Annotated in this window: 13 protein-coding genes and 1 pseudogene; 9 read left to right on the top strand and 5 right to left on the bottom strand. The window is 62.2% G+C overall.

Annotated features, from left to right (window positions below):
* Positions 1-24 precede the first annotated feature (24 nt).
* The 4 genes from AB5Y97_RS12180 to AB5Y97_RS12165 are packed head-to-tail and all read left to right on the top strand — an operon-like array spanning position 25 to position 4,260.
* A complete protein-coding gene (locus AB5Y97_RS12180) occupies positions 25-1,164 on the top strand; it encodes an efflux RND transporter periplasmic adaptor subunit (protein ID WP_236357608.1) in 1,140 nt (379 codons plus the stop codon).
* Complete coding sequence (locus AB5Y97_RS12175) at positions 1,157-1,846, top strand: ABC transporter ATP-binding protein (RefSeq protein ID WP_139432586.1); 690 nt, start codon at positions 1,157-1,159, stop codon at positions 1,844-1,846. Before AB5Y97_RS12180 ends, AB5Y97_RS12175 begins: the two co-directional genes overlap by 8 nt.
* Positions 1,847-3,061 carry an ABC transporter permease gene (locus tag AB5Y97_RS12170; protein WP_368158038.1) on the top strand — a complete coding sequence of 405 codons (1,215 nt, stop codon included), beginning with the start codon at positions 1,847-1,849 and terminating at the stop codon, positions 3,059-3,061. It abuts the gene before it with no gap.
* Positions 3,061-4,260 (top strand): ABC transporter permease, encoded by a 1,200-nt coding sequence (locus AB5Y97_RS12165; protein WP_201991625.1) that lies wholly within the window; start codon positions 3,061-3,063, stop codon positions 4,258-4,260. Before AB5Y97_RS12170 ends, AB5Y97_RS12165 begins: the two co-directional genes overlap by 1 nt.
* A 51-nt stretch (positions 4,261-4,311) precedes the next feature.
* Here AB5Y97_RS12165 and AB5Y97_RS12160 read toward each other — a convergent pair.
* Positions 4,312-6,728: pseudogene (locus AB5Y97_RS12160) on the bottom strand (diguanylate cyclase).
* Between the two features lie 478 nt (positions 6,729-7,206).
* On the opposite strand from AB5Y97_RS12160, the gene AB5Y97_RS12155 reads away from it, so the two are divergent.
* Both AB5Y97_RS12155 and AB5Y97_RS12150 read left to right on the top strand, forming a co-directional pair.
* Positions 7,207-8,223, top strand: coding sequence for a lipoate--protein ligase A (locus tag AB5Y97_RS12155; protein WP_368158036.1), 1,017 nt, complete (start codon positions 7,207-7,209; stop codon positions 8,221-8,223).
* A gap of 222 nt (positions 8,224-8,445) precedes the next feature.
* Entirely contained in the window at positions 8,446-10,140 is a 1,695-nt protein-coding gene (locus tag AB5Y97_RS12150; protein WP_368158033.1) for an aspartate aminotransferase family protein, read from the top strand.
* Between the two features lie 146 nt (positions 10,141-10,286).
* Here AB5Y97_RS12150 and AB5Y97_RS12145 read toward each other — a convergent pair whose 3' ends face one another.
* The 3 genes from AB5Y97_RS12145 to yiaY form a co-directional block, all read right to left on the bottom strand.
* Complete coding sequence (locus tag AB5Y97_RS12145; RefSeq protein ID WP_368158031.1) at positions 10,287-10,916, bottom strand: NAD(P)H-binding protein; 630 nt, start codon at positions 10,914-10,916, stop codon at positions 10,287-10,289.
* 171 nt (positions 10,917-11,087) lie between these two features.
* A complete protein-coding gene (bamE, locus tag AB5Y97_RS12140; RefSeq protein ID WP_005337980.1) occupies positions 11,088-11,426 on the bottom strand; it encodes an outer membrane protein assembly factor BamE in 339 nt (112 codons plus the stop codon).
* A gap of 136 nt (positions 11,427-11,562) precedes the next feature.
* A complete protein-coding gene (gene yiaY / locus AB5Y97_RS12135; RefSeq protein ID WP_368158029.1) occupies positions 11,563-12,714 on the bottom strand; it encodes an L-threonine dehydrogenase in 1,152 nt (383 codons plus the stop codon).
* Positions 12,715-13,096: 382 nt separating this feature from the next.
* Here yiaY and udp point away from each other — a divergent pair, with 382 nt between their 5' ends.
* Positions 13,097-13,852 carry a uridine phosphorylase gene (gene udp / locus AB5Y97_RS12130; RefSeq protein ID WP_005337975.1) on the top strand — a complete coding sequence of 252 codons (756 nt, stop codon included), beginning with the start codon at positions 13,097-13,099 and terminating at the stop codon, positions 13,850-13,852.
* Between the two features lie 140 nt (positions 13,853-13,992).
* Here udp and AB5Y97_RS12125 read toward each other — a convergent pair whose 3' ends face one another.
* A complete protein-coding gene (locus AB5Y97_RS12125; RefSeq protein WP_368158073.1) occupies positions 13,993-14,688 on the bottom strand; it encodes an RluA family pseudouridine synthase in 696 nt (231 codons plus the stop codon).
* Between the two features lie 255 nt (positions 14,689-14,943).
* On the opposite strand from AB5Y97_RS12125, the gene rihA reads away from it, so the two are divergent.
* Positions 14,944-15,879 carry a pyrimidine-specific ribonucleoside hydrolase RihA gene (rihA, locus tag AB5Y97_RS12120; protein WP_368158027.1) on the top strand — a complete coding sequence of 312 codons (936 nt, stop codon included), beginning with the start codon at positions 14,944-14,946 and terminating at the stop codon, positions 15,877-15,879.
* Positions 15,880-15,912: 33 nt separating this feature from the next.
* A complete protein-coding gene (locus AB5Y97_RS12115) occupies positions 15,913-16,380 on the top strand; it encodes a hypothetical protein (RefSeq protein WP_005337958.1) in 468 nt (155 codons plus the stop codon).
* Positions 16,381-16,462 lie beyond the last annotated feature (82 nt).

The raw sequence follows: 16,462 nt of genomic DNA, 5'->3' as shown, positions 1-16,462 counted from the left end.
GAGTCACTAGCGAAAGGATGCGCGATGAAGAGAGGTTGGTTGTGGTGGGGAAGTGGCGCTGTGGTAGCGGTGGCTGCTGTGGCATGGTGGTGGCGACCGCAGCCGACGCCGATCAGGCTGGCTGAGGTCGGGCGGGGGGATGTGCTGGTCACCGTGGTCAACACCCGGGCCGGCACCATCAAGTCGTGTCAGCGGGCCGGGCTCAGTCTGCCCGGTGGCGGCGTGGTGGAGCAGATCGCCGTCAAGGCCGGAGACAGGGTAGCCCGAGGGGATCTGCTGCTGACCCTCTGGAGTGATGATATCCGCGCCGATCTCGCCCGTGCCCGTGCCCAGCAGGCCCTTGGCAAGACCCAGCGGGAGGAGCGCTGCAGCGAGGCGGCCTACTACGAGCGGGAGGCCAGTCGGCTGGCCACCTTGCTGGCCAAAAACCTCACCTCCCGCACCCTCGCCGAGCAGGCCCAGAATCTGGCCGATACCCGCCGCTATGTCTGTCAGGCATCCCGTCAGCAGGAGCGGGTTGACGAGGCGCAGGTCGCCCAGGTGGAGGCCCGCTTGAGCGAGCGTCGCCTGCTGGCGCCGTTTGCCGGGGTGGTGGCGGAGGTCAACAGCAAGCTGGGCGAATACATGACCCCCTCACCACCCGGAGTGGCCATGCCTCCGGTGATCGATCTTATCGACGATCGCTGTCTCTATGTCTCTGCCCCCATCGATGAGGTGGATGCCGCCCGCCTCAAGGTGGGCCAGTCTGCCCGGGTACTGCTCGATGCCATGCCCGGGCGCGATTTTGCCGCCACCGTCACCCGTATCGCCCCCTATGTGAAGGAGCTGGAGAAGCAGGCCCGCACCGTCGAGGTGGAGGCAGCGCTCACTGCCCTGCCCACCGATGTGCCCCTGCTTATTGGCTACAGTGCCGACCTTGAGGTCGAGGTGACCCGCGCCACCGATGTGCTGCGGGTCGCGGCCAGCAGCCGGGCCGACGATGGCAGTGTGCTGCGGCTGGAAGGGGATAAGCTGGTGCGGGTGGTGCCCCGCTGGGGCGTGGAGAACTGGAACTGGATTGAGGTGGCCGAGGGGCTCGCTGCCGGTGATCGGCTGGCTGCCCAGCCCGGACAGATTGTCGGGGAGGGCCCTTTCAGCACCGCCACGGAGCAGACGGATGAGTGATCTCATTCGCCTTGATGCAGTCAGCCGTCGTTTCACTCTGGGGGGGAGCGAAGTGGCTGCCCTCGACCGCGTTTCCCTGCGGGTTGCCGAGGGGGAGTATCTGGCGGTGATGGGCCCCTCGGGCTCCGGCAAATCGACCCTGCTCAATGTGCTGGGGCTGCTGGATCGGCCCGATGAGGGGCGTTACTGGCTGGGAGGGGAGGATACCGCCACTCTGTCAGAGCCGGCGCTGGCCCAGCTGCGCGGCCATCGCATCGGTTTTGTGTTCCAGTCGTTTCACCTCATCTCCCGCCTCACCGCCCGTGAAAACGTCGAGCTGCCGCTGATGCTGTGCGGGATCGCCCCCGCCGAGCGCCATCGCCGCAGCCAGCAGTTGCTGGGGGAGCTGGGGCTGGATAATCGTGCCGGACACCGCCCTGCCGAACTATCCGGCGGTCAGCGTCAGCGGGTAGCCATCGCCCGGGCCATGGCAATGGCGCCGCGGCTGATCCTGGCCGACGAGCCTACCGGCAATCTCGACTCCCGCTCAGGGGAGGAGGTGATTACCCTGCTGGAGGGGCTCAACCGGGAGCAGGGGATCACGCTGGTGGTGGTGACCCACGATCCGCGCCTCGGTGAGCGGGCAGGCAGGCGGATCCTGATGAACGATGGCCGCATCAACATTGATAGCGGCGGTGGCTGAATGCTGCGCCCCGATGTGATCCGCTTTGCCGCCGTGGCGTTATTGCGTCAGCGTTCACGGGCGCTGGTCTTGATCCTGGCGGTGAGTCTGAGCGTCACCTCGGTGCTGCTGCTCACCGCGCTGGGGGAGGGGGCGAGGCGCTATGTGGCGGACCAGTTCAGCTCCCTTGGCAAGGATCTGCTGGTGATGTTCCCGGGCCGCAAGGAGACCACCGGCGGGCTGCCGCCGGTCACCGGAAACAGTCTGCGGCAGATCACTCTCGATGATATGCACTACCTTGGCCAGCATCAGCCAAACGTGCGGCTGGTGCCGCTGGTGATGGGCTTTGCCGAGGCCAAACAGGGGGCGCGGCTGCGCCAGACCATGCTGCTTGGCAGCAGCAACGGGCTGCGCGATACCCACGGGCTGGAGCTACTCTCCGGCCGCTGGCTGCCGGGGGATCCCGCAGAGGACAGGCCGACCGTCCTGCTCGGGGCCAAGGTGGCCCGTGAGCTGTTCGGTCAGGTCGATCCGGTCGGACAGTGGCTGCGTTTTGACAATCGCCGCTTTCGGGTGGTGGGGGTCTTCACCAGCCAGAGCAGCAATCTGGGGATGGATATGGCCGAGGCGGCGCTGATCCAGGTCGGTAGCGCCATGCGGCTGTTCAACACCGAGGGGCTGTTTCGGCTGCTGATCCAGCCGCTGGCGGGGCAATCCGTGCCCCCCCTGGTCAAGCGACTGGAGCAGCTGATGCAGGCGCGCCACGGGGTGCTCGATGTGACCGTGGTGCGCCGCGACGCCATGCTGGCCACCTTCTCCACCATTCTCTCGACCCTCACCCTGGCGGTTGCCGGCATCGGCGCCATCAGCCTGCTGGTCTCCGGCATCATGATGATGAATCTGGCGCTGATCAGCACCCGCCAGCGCACTGGCGAGATCGGCCTGCTCAAGGCGCTGGGGGCCGACAGCCGCCAGATCCGCCAGCTGTTTTTGTGGGAGGCGCTGCTGCTGAGCGGCAGTGGCGCGCTGTTTGGCACGGTCTTGGGCTATGCCCTGGTTGCCCTCGCCGGAGTGATTTGGCCCGGATTTCCGGCGGCGGTCCCTCTGCTCGCTACTTTCTGCACCATACCGGCGGCCCTGCTGACCGGGCTGTTTTTTAGCTGGCTGCCCGCCTCCCGGGCGGCACGGCAAGATCCGGTCAGCAGCCTGCGCAGCGGGCAATGGAGCGGTGGCTGATGCGCGCCGCCGATCTGCTGTTCTGGCTCTGGCGCGCCTTGCTGGCGGGGCGCAGTCGCAGCCTGCTGTCGGCGCTCGGCATTGCCATCGGGATCGCCTCGGTGACCCTGCTCACCGGCATCGGCGAGGGTCTCAGGCTCTATCTGCTCGACAGCTTCTCCCAATTTGGCACCCGGTTGATCGCCGTGACCCCGGGCAAGACCGAAACCGCAGGCGGCCCGCCCGGCATCCTCTCCAGCAGCCGTCCCCTGCTGCTGGAGGACGCCGATGCCCTCGCCAAATTGCCGGGTATCGATGCGGCGCTCCCTGTAGTGCAGGGGCAGGGGGAGGTGCGCAGCCGCGGGCTGACCCGCAGCACCGCCATTCTGGGCACCGGCCCGGCGGCGCTCTCCGGCTGGCGACTCACCCTGGTGCAGGGGCGTTTTCTGCCCGCGGACGACAGTGCCATGCCCCGCGCCTATGCGGTGCTGGGTGCCAAGGTGGCGGCTGAGCTGTTTCCCGGTGGCGATGCGCCGGGCAGTTTGCTGCGGGCCGGTGATCGCCGTTTTCGAGTGGCCGGGGTGCTGGCTCCCAAAGGGCAATTTCTCGGCTTTGATCTGGACGACATGATCTATCTGCCCGCTGCTCACGCTCAGGCGCTGTTCAACAAGGAGGGGCTGCAGGAGATCGACGTCATCTATCGCGCCGGGCAGACGGAGGCCGAGATCACCGCCCAGATCAGGCGGCTGCTGATCGCCCGCCACGGCGCCGAGGATTTCACCCTCACCTCCCAGCAGGACATGCTGACCAGCCTCGACAAGATACTCTCCATCATCAAGCTGGCGGTTGGCGGGCTCGGCATTATCTCGCTGCTGATCGGGGCGGTCGGCATCTTCAGTATCATGAGCATCGCCCAGCAGGAGCGGATCCCTGAAGTGGGCTTGCTGATGGCGCTGGGCTGTCCGCGGCGGCGTATTTTATTGCTGTTCCTGCTCGAAGCCGTGGTGCTGGCGCTGCTGGGCGGAGCCATGGGGCTGGCCCTGCTCGGGGGGCTCAAGCTGCTGCTCACCCTGCTGGCGGCCGGCTTGCCGCTCACCCTCCATCCTCTCTATCTGCTGCTGGCGCTCGGTTGCAGCGCCCTGGTTGGCCTATTGGCCGGGGTCGCTCCTGCGCTGCGGGCTGTGCGTCTCGACCCCGTGGTTGCCCTGCGCGGTGACTAGGTCGCTCCTTTCGCAAGAGGCGCGTTACGCTCGGGTCTGAACAGGGGGGAACTAGGCGACCACCTCCGCAACCGACAGGCTGCGCTCAGATCTGAACAGAGGGAAGTAGCGGCGATCCGCCTGACTCATGTGGCCGACCACCAGCTCCTGAATGATGAAGTTGAGCAACTCGTCGTTGCCCAGCGTCCCCGCTTTGGCGGCGTGCAGTAGCTGACCTGCCTTGTTGAGCAGGCGCTGGTGATCCTGACGGTGGCTGACGAGCTCCCGATAGTCGATCTCCGCCAACATCTGCTCTTCAAAGGCGAAGTGATGGCGGGCCATGTCGAACAGGCTCTCCAGACTTTCCAGAAACGGGGCCGGATCCTCGTGCTGATCTTTCATCCGCTCCAGCAGCCGGTTGGTCAATACGAAGAGCTGGCGATGCTCGGCATCGATGCGCGGGTGACCGCACTCGTGGCCGGGTTGCCACAGCAGGGCGCCCTGCTCGGGATCAAGGCCCTCGGTAAAGAGGCAGACCCGGCCGCGGCCGCGATTCTTCGCCTGATACATGGCCTGATCGGCGTGGTGCATCAGCGTCTTGGCATCCTCCCCGTGCTCGGGATAGAGCGCCAGCCCGATACTGCTGGAGATGAGCAGCTCCTGCCCCTCCAGCTGGAACGGATGGCGCAGCTGCTGGTGCAGCTTGTCGGCCACCGCCAGCACTTCGTCGCCACTCTCCGGCAGCAAGATAACGAACTCGTCGCCCCCCAGCCGTGCCACCAGATCCTGTTTGCGCACGCAGTGGCTCATCCGCTCGGCCACCATATTGAGCAGAATATCCCCGGTCTCATGGCCGAAGGTGTCGTTGATCGGCTTGAAGTGATCGAGATCGATAAACATCAATGCCAGCGGACGGGGCGTCTCCTGCTCCATCAGCTCCTTGAGCCGTTGCTGCAGCAAGCGGCGATTGGGCAGCCCGGTGAGGGGATCGTAGAAGGCGAGGCGGCGCATCATCTCCTCCCGCGCTGCCCGCTCGGTGATATCCCGGGTGACCCCGAGGATCGCCTCCGGCTGGGCATTGTGGTTGCCATGGAGGGTGGTGATGGTCTCGGTCGCCACCAGATGGCCATCCTTGTGGCGCAACTGGGTGCGAATGACCCGGCGAGTCTGGTCATGTTCCCCCCGCTGCCAGGCCTCCAGGGTGGCGGAGATCTCCTCGCGCAGCAGCTGCCTTGAGGCATCCGGCAGCAGCTGTTTGAGGGGCAGGGCAAACAGCTCGGGGGCCTCGTAGCCGCTCAGAGGAGTGATGGCCGGGCTGACGTAGCGAAAGCGCAAGCTGGCGGCATCCATGGTCCAGATTACATCGGCGCTGTTCTCCGCCACGAAGCGGTAGTGTTGCTCGCTCTGGGCCAGTTCACGGGTCAGCCGCTGGCGATCCCGCGCCTCCTGGCGCAGGCGCAGATAGAGGTGCAAGAAGATGCCGAGCAGGGTCATCAGGGTAAAGGTGATGAGCATGGCCACCGCCACGCTCTTGTCGAGCAGCTGCCGTTGCTGGCGCAGCCGCTCCTGCGCCGGGTCGTAGATAAAGCGGTCGAGGTTGGGCAATACCGTGAGCATGCCCGCCTCCAGATAGGTTTTGGCGATCTGCAGCCAGCGCTCCTGCTGCATGTAGCCAGGTTCGATCAGATCCGGCTGCATCAGCTCTCTGGTTTCACGAGCCTCGAACTCCAGCTGTTCACGGCCAGCCCCGGTCGGGTACTGCTCCATGATCAGGTTGATCATCTCTTCGGGGTGGTCCATCGCATAGCGCCACCCCTTGAGGCTGGCCTGCTGGAAGGCGTAGACCCGATCCTGTCGGGTGATCAGCTCCCGCTCGGAGGTAAACAGGTTGTCGCCGTAGAAGTCGAAGTCGATGGTGCGCGGACTGAAGACCCGATAGGGGATCCCTTTATTTGTTGCAGATAGAAGGGCTCGGTAGTGCTGTAGGCGCTGATGGCATCCACCTTGCCCGCCAGCAGTGCCTGAATCCCCTGTTTGTAGGGAAGGGTGACCCAGTCGCGGCTGCGGGTCTGGTGGGAAAGGTAGGTCAGCAGCTCGTTGGAGCCAGGCTCCAGCATCAGTCGCTTGTTGGCCAGATCGGCCGGATTGCGAATATCTGGCCTATCCAGGGTGAGCAGAACCAGCGGCGAGTGCTGCAGCAGGGCGGCGAGTACCACCACCGGACGACCGGCAGCCCGATCCAGCAGCAGATCACTGCCGCTGATGCCAAACTGGGCCTTTCCCGAGATCACCTCGCTGACCACATCGGTGCGGGAGTCCGCTTCGCGCAGGGTGACATGCAGACCGGCCTCCCGATAAAACCCTTTGGCGATGGCCGCGTAGTAACCGGCAAACTGGAACTGGTGTTGCCACGGCAACTGGACGATGACCTGCTCGCTGGCTCGCACGGGGGAAGAGGTCAGGGTCGCGATGACCATACCGACCAGCATTGGCATAAACCAGCTGAGGGGCTGGCGGGGGGCTGCGTTCTCCGTCATACAACGTTTCTCTCGGGAGCGGTGTCTAGGCTAGATTCAAGCAATTTTGTGTCACCTGCAAGGGGAGAAAAGGCGTTTGCAATGGGGTATAGGGGGGTTGGAAAGTCATTTTTGTGTCGTTCATCACACGGGATGGATACATGCCGCTTTTTTGCAAGTTATGTGACCAACAAGAGAGTCATATGGCCTATCGAAGTGGTCGCATTCTAGCCACTTTTTCCCGTCTTTATCGTTATCATTGTGGCTAAACTGCATTTTTTCCGTGGTTGCACGTCAAGCTGTGTCGTTATATCAATAGATACTTTTATAGGGCAGTCAGGTGTGACGCAAATGTATCGCGGCTGCTGCGCACCGGTTAATGTGCGACAGCTCAGTGACGGTACCCCGTCAGTGTTATCATGTTGCCCCCAGTTCCGGATAAGGTCTTTTTATGTCCCGCTTGCGTCTGCTTCTCTCCGACTCTCACGATCCCCTGTTCAATCTGGCCGTTGAGGAGTGCATCTTCCGCCAGATGGACCCCGGTCAGCGGGTGCTGTTCCTCTGGCGCAATGCCAATACCGTGGTGATTGGCCGTGCCCAGAACCCGTGGAAGGAGTGCAATACCCGCCGCATGGAAGAGGACGGGGTGACCCTGGCGCGTCGCAGCAGCGGTGGCGGCGCCGTGTTCCACGACCTTGGCAACAGCTGCTTCACCTTCATGGCGGGCAAGCCGGAGTATGACAAGAGCGTCTCCACCGCCATCGTGCTGGACGGGCTCAAGCGATTGGGGATCGAGGCGTTTGCCTCTGGTCGCAACGATCTGCTGGTGGCCACCCCGGACGGGGAGCGCAAGGTATCGGGGTCGGCCTATCGGGAGACTCTGGATCGCGGTTTTCACCACGGCACCCTGCTGCTGGATGCCGATCTCGGCCGCCTTGCCAACTATCTCAACCCCGACCCCAAGAAGCTGGCGGCCAAGGGGATCACCTCGGTGCGCAGCCGGGTGGCCAATCTGTGCGAACTGCTGCCGGGGATCGACCATCAACAGGTGAGCGAGGCGCTGCAGGAGGCCTTCTTCCACCATTACGGCGCGCGAGTTGAGCCCGAGCATATCTCCCCCGAGCAGATGCCGGATCTGCCGGGCTTTGCCGAGACCTTCGCCTGCCAGCGCAGTTGGGAGTGGAACTATGGCCACGCGCCCGCCTTCACCCATCTGCTGGAGGAGCGGTTCAGCTGGGGCGGGGTGGAGCTGCACTTTGATGTGGAGAAAGGGGTCATCACCCGAGCGCAGCTCTTTAGCGATACTCTGGAGCCGGCCCCGTTTGATCGGCTGGCGGCCGAACTGGCGGGTTGCGGCTATCGACCGGACGCTGTTGCCGCGCGTCTGCAGCCCTGGTTGGCGGCCTTCCCGCAGCAGCAGAGCGAGCTGGCGGAGTTTGCCCGGTGGCTGTTGGCCTCCCTGCGTTGAGGGGGCGCTGTGCTGATGGCGGTCCGTTAGTGAGGGCGCTGTCAGCCAGGATGGGAGCAAGATCACGAAATATAAAGAGGCGCCTCAAAGGCGCCTTTTTGCCAGCCCTTGTGATGACTGATACATGACAAAAAGTAGGGTAGGCCATTAGATATTGTCACTGTCGGCCCCGCTGGCTCAGGGGTATAACGGCCGCACATTTGCTGTACTAATGGTATAAAAATGAGTGACTTAGTTTATCTGCAAGACGAAAGTGTCAATGCCGTCCACCCCGATTTCTCCGCCCGTTTCGCCACCGTCAAAGCCAACTTTTTCTCGCGCAATCCCGATCTCTGGCCGGTTTTTCGCGAACCCGGATTTGCCACCCTCAACGAATTTCGGGCCCGTGGCCTGGCGCCGGATGCCCGCCTGAACGCCTGGCCTGATGGCCGTGCCCGCCTGGCCGATCTCTGCGAGACCATGCCGGTGCCCGCCACCATGCGCACCCCGGGCGAGCCCATGGCCGAGCTGTTGTTTGCCGCCGCGCTGACGAAGGATTGGGAGAACCCCTCCAGTGTCGAGAACGTCATCACCATGTCGGCGGATCCCGCCATCTACGGTGCCCAGCTGGGCATTCTGGCCAACCCCAATCTGGTCTACTCCGAATACGCCGGGGTGGCCGAGGAGCTGGAGAAGAAGGTGGTGCGCCAGATTGCGCTGCTGGCGGGCTACGACCCGGCTCGCGCCACCGGCATCTTCACCCAGGGGGGGACCTTCTGTAACCTCTATGGCTACCTGCTCGGCATTCGCAAAAGCCTGCCCGAGGCCAAGCACAAGGGGCTCGGCCACTATCAGGATTACCGCATCATCAACTCCCAGGGCGGTCACTACTCCAACATCACCAACCTCTCCCTGCTCGGGGTCGACATCGAGAACAAGACTATCCGCATTCAGGTCGGCGAGAACAATGACATCGATCTCGACCATCTCGAGCGCACCCTGACCGCCTGTTTTGCCCTGAAACACGTGGTGCCCACCATCATGCTCACCATGGGCACCACCGATACCTTCGGGGTCGATCAGGTGAAACCCGTGTTCGAGCTGCGCAATCGCCTCTGCGAGCAGTTCGAGGTGGCGGTCAAACCTCACATCCACGTCGATGCCGCCATCGGCTGGTCGATGATCTTCTTCCTGGGTTACGACTTTGCCGCCAACCCGCTCGCCATCAACAGCGCCACCCTGGCGGGGATCGAGCGCAACGTGGCACGCTTTGCCGAGCTGAAATATGCCGACTCCTTCACCGTCGACTTCCAGAAGTGGGGCTATGTGCCCTACACCTCCAGTCTGGTGATGATTAAAGAGCAGGATGACCTCAAGGCGATGGAGAATGACCCGGAGAACTTCTCCTACTTCGAGCGGGACATTCAGGGCCAGACCCACCTGCAATCCACCATCGAGTGCTCCCGCGGCGCGAGTGGCCTGTTCGGTGCCTATGCGGCGCTCAACTATATGGGGGTGGAGGGGTATCGCACCGTGCTGGCCCACTGCCTGCAAAATGCCAACTACTTCCGCTATCGCCTGAGTCAGCTTGGCAACGTCAAGCTGGTGGCGCAGGAGAATCAGGGGCCGAGCGTCGGCTTCAAGATCTACAACCCCGAGTGGGTGAGCAATCCTGAAGCCGAATTCGCCTTCGAGCTGGCCCGCTCAAGCGATCCCGCCTACAAGACGCGGTTGCAGCGCAACACTGACTATCACCGCAGCCTGTTCAAGGGGCGCGGCAAGGTGGGGCTCTACACCAACTGGGTGGAGGCGGTGGCCCACTCCGACTATGACGCCCGCGGCAAGTACTCCTACATCGCAGGGGAGAAGGCCGTCTTTATGAACCCCGCCTGCACCCGCGAGCAGATCGACGCCTTTATCGACCATATTCGCGGTTGATGGCGGTTGCCCTGACTGCCGAGCGCGGTCAATGGTGGCAAGAGATGGTTGGGGTGTATCACGCCAACAGATAGACAAAGGGCAAGCCAATTGGTTTGCCCTGCTGTTTTTACGGCATAGAGCTTAAGTAGTGGGGAAGGTCGGGTTCAGAGAGCCAGCAGTTGCTCGTTTTCGACAATCTCGCACCCGGCGGGCAGTTTCGAGAGGGCGATCATGGCGCGGGCCACCTGACGGGCCTCGATGGCGCGCCAGCGGGCGAGCTTGCCCACCAGCAGCGGCCGAAACAGCGGGTAGATGGTCTGAAAGATCTGCTCGGAGCGGCGCTGTGGCTGGCGATCTCCGAGCAGCATGGCGGGCCGCACGATGGCGAGCCGTGGCCAGGATTGGGCCAGCAGGGCCTGCTCCATCTCTCCCTTGGTACGCGGATAGAGAGCCGGGGACGATGCGCTGGCTCCCATGCTCGAGACCACGATCAGCCGTTGACAACCGTGGCGGCGGGCCAGTTCGGCAAAGGCGACCACATAGTCGAGATCGACCCGGCGAAACGCCTCGGCAGAGCCCGCTTCCTTGCGGGTGGTACCGAGGGCACAGAAGGCGATATCCACCGGGCGGGAGAGGGTGACGCTGGCCAGATCATCAAAATTGACCGGCAGCCAGTGGTGCGCCTCCTTGCCCGGCTTGCGACAGAGCAGGGTCAGTTCATGTTCGGCAGGCAGTTGCTGCACCAGTTCGCGACCGATCAGGCCGCTGGCTCCGGCAATCAGGATCCGGCTCATGGGGATTCTCCCTGTGTCATTCGATGGTGTTGATGCCATGGTGGCTGCTCATCAGCATCAGGCAATTTGCGGGTAGCTGCAATGGGGAGAAATGACTCAGTGTTGTCGGGCAGGATGAATTACGCGGGGCTTGATAAAACAAAACCGGCGCGAGGCCGGTTTTGCGGGATATCAGAGCGGGGTATTGAAGGCTGCTGGCAGCGGGAAGTCACCCGTCACTGTGGTCAGCCTGTCGTTGGCGAAGGTGACGGTGAGCTCTTTGCGCTCCTTGTCGCCGTGGCCCGGCTGGAATTCATAGAGGTAGTACCAGGTGTTGGGGTCAAAGCCGTCACGCAGCATGGGGGTTCCCAGTACATAGCTGACCTGCTCGCGGGTCATCCCCTGGCGCAGTTTGTCGACCTGTTTTTGTTCCACATAGTTGCCCTGGGGAATATCGATACGATAGACCAGGCTGCAACCGGAGAGGGTGAGGGCGGTCAAAGCCGCGGCAATCAGGTGTTTCATCCGCATATCGAGTTCAGATCATCCATACAGTCTTTTTGGCTCGGCAAATCATACCGACTCCCTCCACGGAAGTAAAAAGCCATTGATCCATCAGCCAATAAAAAGGGCCGCACTGCGACCCTTTCTGGCAATCCGGCAGCCGTTACATGGCGGCGCGGAAGATGGCGACGATCTCTTCGTGGCTCGCCTGTTTCGGGTTGGTGAAGCCGCAGGCATCTTTCAGGGCGTTGCTGGCCAGGGTATCGAAGTCATCGGCCTTGACGCCGAGCTGCTCCAGACCGGCCGGGATCTTCACATCCAGCGCCAGCTGCTTGATGGCGGCAATGGCCGCGGCGGCGCCCTGCTCGTCATTCATGGCGCTCACATCCACCCCCATGTAGCGGGCGACATCCTTCAGACGAGCCGCGCTCACCTGGGCGTTGAACGCCTGAACGTGGGGCAGCAGCACGGCGTTACAGACACCGTGGGGCAGGTCATAGAAACCGCCCAGCTGGTGGGCCATGGCGTGCACATAGCCCAGGCTTGCGTTGTTGAAGGCCATGCCGGCCAGGAACTGGGCATAGGCCATCTGCTCGCGGGCATGCAGGTCATCGCCATGGTGAACGGCGGTGCGCAGGTGCTTGGCAATCAGCGCGATGGCCATCACGGCGCTGGCATCGGTCACCGGGGTGGCGATGGTGGAGACATAGGCTTCGATGGCGTGGGTCAGGGCATCCATGCCGGTGGCGGCGGTGAGACCCGCTGGCTTGGCCAGCATCAGCTCGGGATCGTTGACCGACATCAGCGGGGTAACGTACTTGTCGATGATGGCCATTTTCACGTGGCGCGCTTCGTCGGTGATGATGCAGAAGCGGGTCATCTCGGAGGCGGTACCGGCGGTGGTGTTGATGGCGATAAGCGGCAACTGCGGCTTGGCGGATCGATCCACCCCTTCGTAATCCTTGATGCTGCCACCGTTGGCGGCGACCAGCGCAATGCCTTTGGCGCAGTCGTGAGGCGAGCCGCCACCCAGCGAGATGACACAATCGCAGCCGTTGGCCTTGATCATCGCCAGACCCGCTTCGACGTTGCTGGTAGTGGGGTTGGGTTTGGTCTCATCGAAAACAGCGCTTTCAATACCATGTTCAGCCAGCAGGGTGGTGAGCTTGGCGACCACGCCGATCTGGTTGAGAATTTTGTCGGTGACGATCAACGCCTTGCGATAGCCGTAACCCTTGATATCGGCGGCTGCCTCTTGCAGACAGCCGGCACCCATCAGGTTGATTGCGGGAATATAGAATTTGAATGTAGCCATGATGGACTTCCTATAGTTAGCCATTAAGTGGTAGTTGAGAGTTAGGCTACCATCTAGAAAGGGATACAAAAGCATCTTGTTTACAACTTTACGGGGTCGATCACGAGTCGTTAATTAAGCGCTGAACCAGGCTTGACTTTCCCGCATCTGACTCGATTAGCAGAAAAACGTTTGTCAATTATTTCATTGAGTTAGCAAACGTTTTGCGCAATGTTTGTCACTGTCAATGCGTGGAAGTGTGAGGCGCTTCAAGGAATTGGAAAGCGCTTTCGACCATAGTTGGCGCCTCCCCGAAGAGAGGGGTAAAGGCTTGAAAGTATCATAAAGAATCATCTTAACTTGTGCCCTGACCATGCTGGCAGGGGGCAACCAGGAGTCCAATATGTCTGATGTATTTCACTTGGGTTTGAAGAAAGCGGATCTGCAAGGCGCCACCCTGGCGATCGTCCCCGGTGACCCCGAGCGCGTGAAGCGTATCGCAGAGCTGTTGGATAACCCGGTGCACCTGGCCAGCCATCGTGAATTCACTACCTGGCGCGGCGAGATGGACGGCAAGGCCGTGATCATCTGCTCTACCGGTATCGGTGGCCCGTCCACCTCCATCGCGGTAGAAGAGCTGGCCCAGCTGGGTATTCGCACCTTCCTGCGTATCGGTACCACTGGCGCCATCCAGCCGCACCTGAACGTGGGTGACGTGATCGTGACCACCGGTTCCGTGCGCCTCGACGGTGCCAGCCTGCACTTTGCTCCGATGGAGTTCCCGGCTGTTGCCGACTTCGACTGCACCACTGCGCTGGTGAACACCGCCAAAGAGATGGGCTCCAAGCTGCACATCGGTGTGACTGCCTCCTCTGACACCTTCTACCCGGGTCAGGAGCGTTACGACACCGTATCCGGCCGCGTAGTGAGCCGTTTCCAGGGTTCCATGAAAGAGTGGCAAGCCATGGGCGTGCTGAACTATGAGATGGAGTCCGCAACCCTGCTGACCATGTGCTCCAGCCAGGGCCTGCGTGCCGGTATGGTGGCTGGCGTTATCGTCAACCGTACCCAGCAAGAGATCCCGAACGCCGAGACCATGGCGAAGACCGAATCTGATGCCATCAAGATCGTATTGGGCGCTGCCCGCAAGCTGATCTGATAGCACCACAAAGAGTGGGGGGTGGGGGCCGTTGCGAAAGCGCGGCCCCTATCTTTATCCGCCGTTTACCGCCTTTCCTCTCCCGTCACGCCTTTCACTGATCCCGCTGCACTTGCGCTGGTTGTCTCTCCCTATTGGCTCTAAAACGGCGCTGGACAGCGTACTTGCATCGGCTCGCCGCTCACCGGATGAGCAAAATCCAGCTCGCTGGCATGCAGCATCAGCCGCGGTGCCTGTTCGCAGCTGGCTGGCAGCAGGCCACCATAGAGATCGCAACCGAGAATGGGATGACCCAGCAGCTGACTGTGGATGCGCAGCTGATGGGTGCGGCCGGTCTGTGGCACCAGTCGTACCCGGGTCAGTGGCACGGTCTGCCCCTGTATCTGCTGCGCCAGCCGCTCAATCACCCGATAGCGGGAGCGGGCGGGTTTGCCGCTGGCGGCGCAGATCTTCATCAGCGGGAAAATCGACGGATCCTTGGCGATGGGAGCGTCGATAACCCCTTCGTCGTCAATCAAATGACCGCGCAGCAGGGCGCTGTAGGCTTTGCTCACCGCCCGCTGACTGAACTGCTGGCAGAGCAGGGCATTGATGGCCTTGTTTCTGGCGACCACCATGATGCCTGAGGTGCCAAAATCTAGGCGATGCACCAAAGTGCAGCCGGGGAAATCCTGCACCAAGCGATAGTGAACCGAGTCGAGGTTCTGCGGGTTCTTGCCCGACAGACTCAGCAGGCCGCTCGGCTTGTTGATGAGCAGCAGGTGCTCATCTTCGAACAGGATCTCGATGGCGGCACTGCAAGGCGGGGCGATAAAGGTGTCGACGATAACGGACATAGGGGGCACGGGCAGAAAACGGGGGTCGATCATACCCGAACCGGCGCGGCCGGGCGAATGGGCGGTGCGCAGCCTCGGAAAATGAACGGCATGACGCCATGCAACCTCTTGATAATGAGCCGCTTTGAGCGATGCGGCGTGCCGTGCAAACCGCCTGGGTCACCAACAAGGCCCCGTTTTGTGACCCCTTCCCGAGTTCATCCGAAGCTTGCTTGTTAAGGTATGGCTCCCTGTTATGTTGTAAGGACTCATCCCATGGCACTGCCCGTTATTCTCGATTGTGATCCCGGCCACGACGACGCCATCGCCCTCATTCTGGCGCTGGCTAGCCCTGAACTGAAGGTGCTGGCGGTTACCACCAGCGCGGGCAACCAGACGCCGGACAAGACCCTCAACAATGCCCTGCGCATCCTCACCCTGCTGGGACGTGACGATATTCCGGTGGCGGCCGGGGCACCGAAACCGCTGGCCCGCGAGCTTATCATCGCCGACAACGTTCACGGCGAGTCGGGCCTCGATGGCCCCAAGTTGCCGGATCCCGCCTTTGCGCCGCTGGGGATGACGGGGATCGAGCTAATGGCCAGATGTCTGCGCGAGAGCCCGGAGCCCGTGACTTTGGTGCCGACCGGCCCGCTCACCAATATCGCCCTGCTGCTGGCGGCTCATCCCGAGCTCAAACCCAGGATCGCTCGCATCGTGCTGATGGGGGGCGCCGCAGGGGCGGGCAACTGGACGCCTGCGGCGGAATTCAATATTTATGTGGACCCGGAAGCGGCCGATATGGTCTTCAAGTCGGGTATCCCCATCACCATGTGCGGCCTCGATGTGACCCACGAGGCGCAGGTGATGGACGAGGATATCGAACTGGTACGCACCATCACCAATCCGGTGGCCCAGTGTGTGGCCGGGCTGCTCGACTTTTTCATGATCTACCATCGGGATCCCAAGTGGGGATTTGCTGGTGCACCGCTCCACGACCCCTGTACCATTGCTTGGTTGCTGGCTCCCGAGCTGTTCCACGGAGTCGAGTGCCGGGTCGATATCGAGACCAGCGGGAAGCATACATTGGGGATGACGGTGGTGGATCGTTATGGTCTGACCGGCAAGCCAGCCAATGCGCTGGTATTGTTGGGGCTGGATCGTCCGGGCTTTATCGATCTGCTGGTGACGCGGCTGCGGGCGTTTGACTGAGCGCCGGTTCATTTTTGCAAGAAGGGGCGGGGAATGTGGAAGAGAGGCTTGGTGCTGCTGGCCGGGTTGCAACTGACAGGCTGTGCGACGCCATTCGAGCGGATGTGGCAGGGGCTGGCGACCTGTGAATTTACCGATCTCTATGTGGATGAGACGGGCAGGCCCGCCAATCTACAACTGGCCAACTACACCCCCTACAAGGTGAGCGACGGCTTTGCCTGGTACAAGGTGCACGAGGAGCTGCACGGCTTGCCGGTGGTCGGCTTTATCGTGCCCGCTTCCAGCTTCGAAGTGCATGCTCTCTTTGTCGATACTCCCATCGCCAATGCCCGCCGGTTGACCCACAACGCCTACGGCAGCGAGTTTGGTGACGAGCAGAAGCATGACGAGGGGTTGGCGCCTCTGCTGCTGCGCGACCCCAACAACCCCAAGCGCTCCATCATCGACTGCACCCGCGGCGAGTCTGACGGGGAGCTTGAGGATTCGGCCATGCCCGAGTAGGGCGACCTGTCACGACATCGGCCTGAAAAAAGAGGGGCCAGCCTTGCCGGCTGGCCCCTCTTTAATTTAAAGCAGAGTGTGA

The sequence above is a fragment of the Aeromonas sp. R10-2 genome, from assembly GCF_040908445.1.
Lineage (GTDB): Bacteria > Pseudomonadota > Gammaproteobacteria > Enterobacterales > Aeromonadaceae > Aeromonas > Aeromonas veronii.
Note: the sequence above shows the minus strand (reverse complement) of the source record. Positions and strands in the feature narration are given on the sequence as shown.

Bases quoted from the DNA above. Each gene is read 5' to 3' on its own strand.
- udp (WP_005337975.1), top strand. From the start codon at position 13,097: ATGTCTGATGTATTTCACTTGGGTTTGAAGAAAGCGGATCTGCAAGGC.
- AB5Y97_RS12150 (WP_368158033.1), top strand. From the start codon at position 8,446: ATGAGTGACTTAGTTTATCTGCAAGACGAAAGTGTCAATGCCGTCCAC.
- AB5Y97_RS12175 (WP_139432586.1), top strand. From the start codon at position 1,157: ATGAGTGATCTCATTCGCCTTGATGCAGTCAGCCGTCGTTTCACTCTG.
- AB5Y97_RS12165 (WP_201991625.1), top strand. From the start codon at position 3,061: ATGCGCGCCGCCGATCTGCTGTTCTGGCTCTGGCGCGCCTTGCTGGCG.
- bamE (WP_005337980.1), bottom strand. From the start codon at position 11,426: ATGCGGATGAAACACCTGATTGCCGCGGCTTTGACCGCCCTCACCCTC.
- rihA (WP_368158027.1), top strand. From the start codon at position 14,944: ATGGCACTGCCCGTTATTCTCGATTGTGATCCCGGCCACGACGACGCC.
- yiaY (WP_368158029.1), bottom strand. From the start codon at position 12,714: ATGGCTACATTCAAATTCTATATTCCCGCAATCAACCTGATGGGTGCC.
- AB5Y97_RS12170 (WP_368158038.1), top strand. From the start codon at position 1,847: ATGCTGCGCCCCGATGTGATCCGCTTTGCCGCCGTGGCGTTATTGCGT.
- AB5Y97_RS12125 (WP_368158073.1), bottom strand. From the start codon at position 14,688: ATGTCCGTTATCGTCGACACCTTTATCGCCCCGCCTTGCAGTGCCGCC.
- AB5Y97_RS12145 (WP_368158031.1), bottom strand. From the start codon at position 10,916: ATGAGCCGGATCCTGATTGCCGGAGCCAGCGGCCTGATCGGTCGCGAA.
- AB5Y97_RS12180 (WP_236357608.1), top strand. From the start codon at position 25: ATGAAGAGAGGTTGGTTGTGGTGGGGAAGTGGCGCTGTGGTAGCGGTG.
- AB5Y97_RS12115 (WP_005337958.1), top strand. From the start codon at position 15,913: ATGTGGAAGAGAGGCTTGGTGCTGCTGGCCGGGTTGCAACTGACAGGC.
- AB5Y97_RS12155 (WP_368158036.1), top strand. From the start codon at position 7,207: ATGTCCCGCTTGCGTCTGCTTCTCTCCGACTCTCACGATCCCCTGTTC.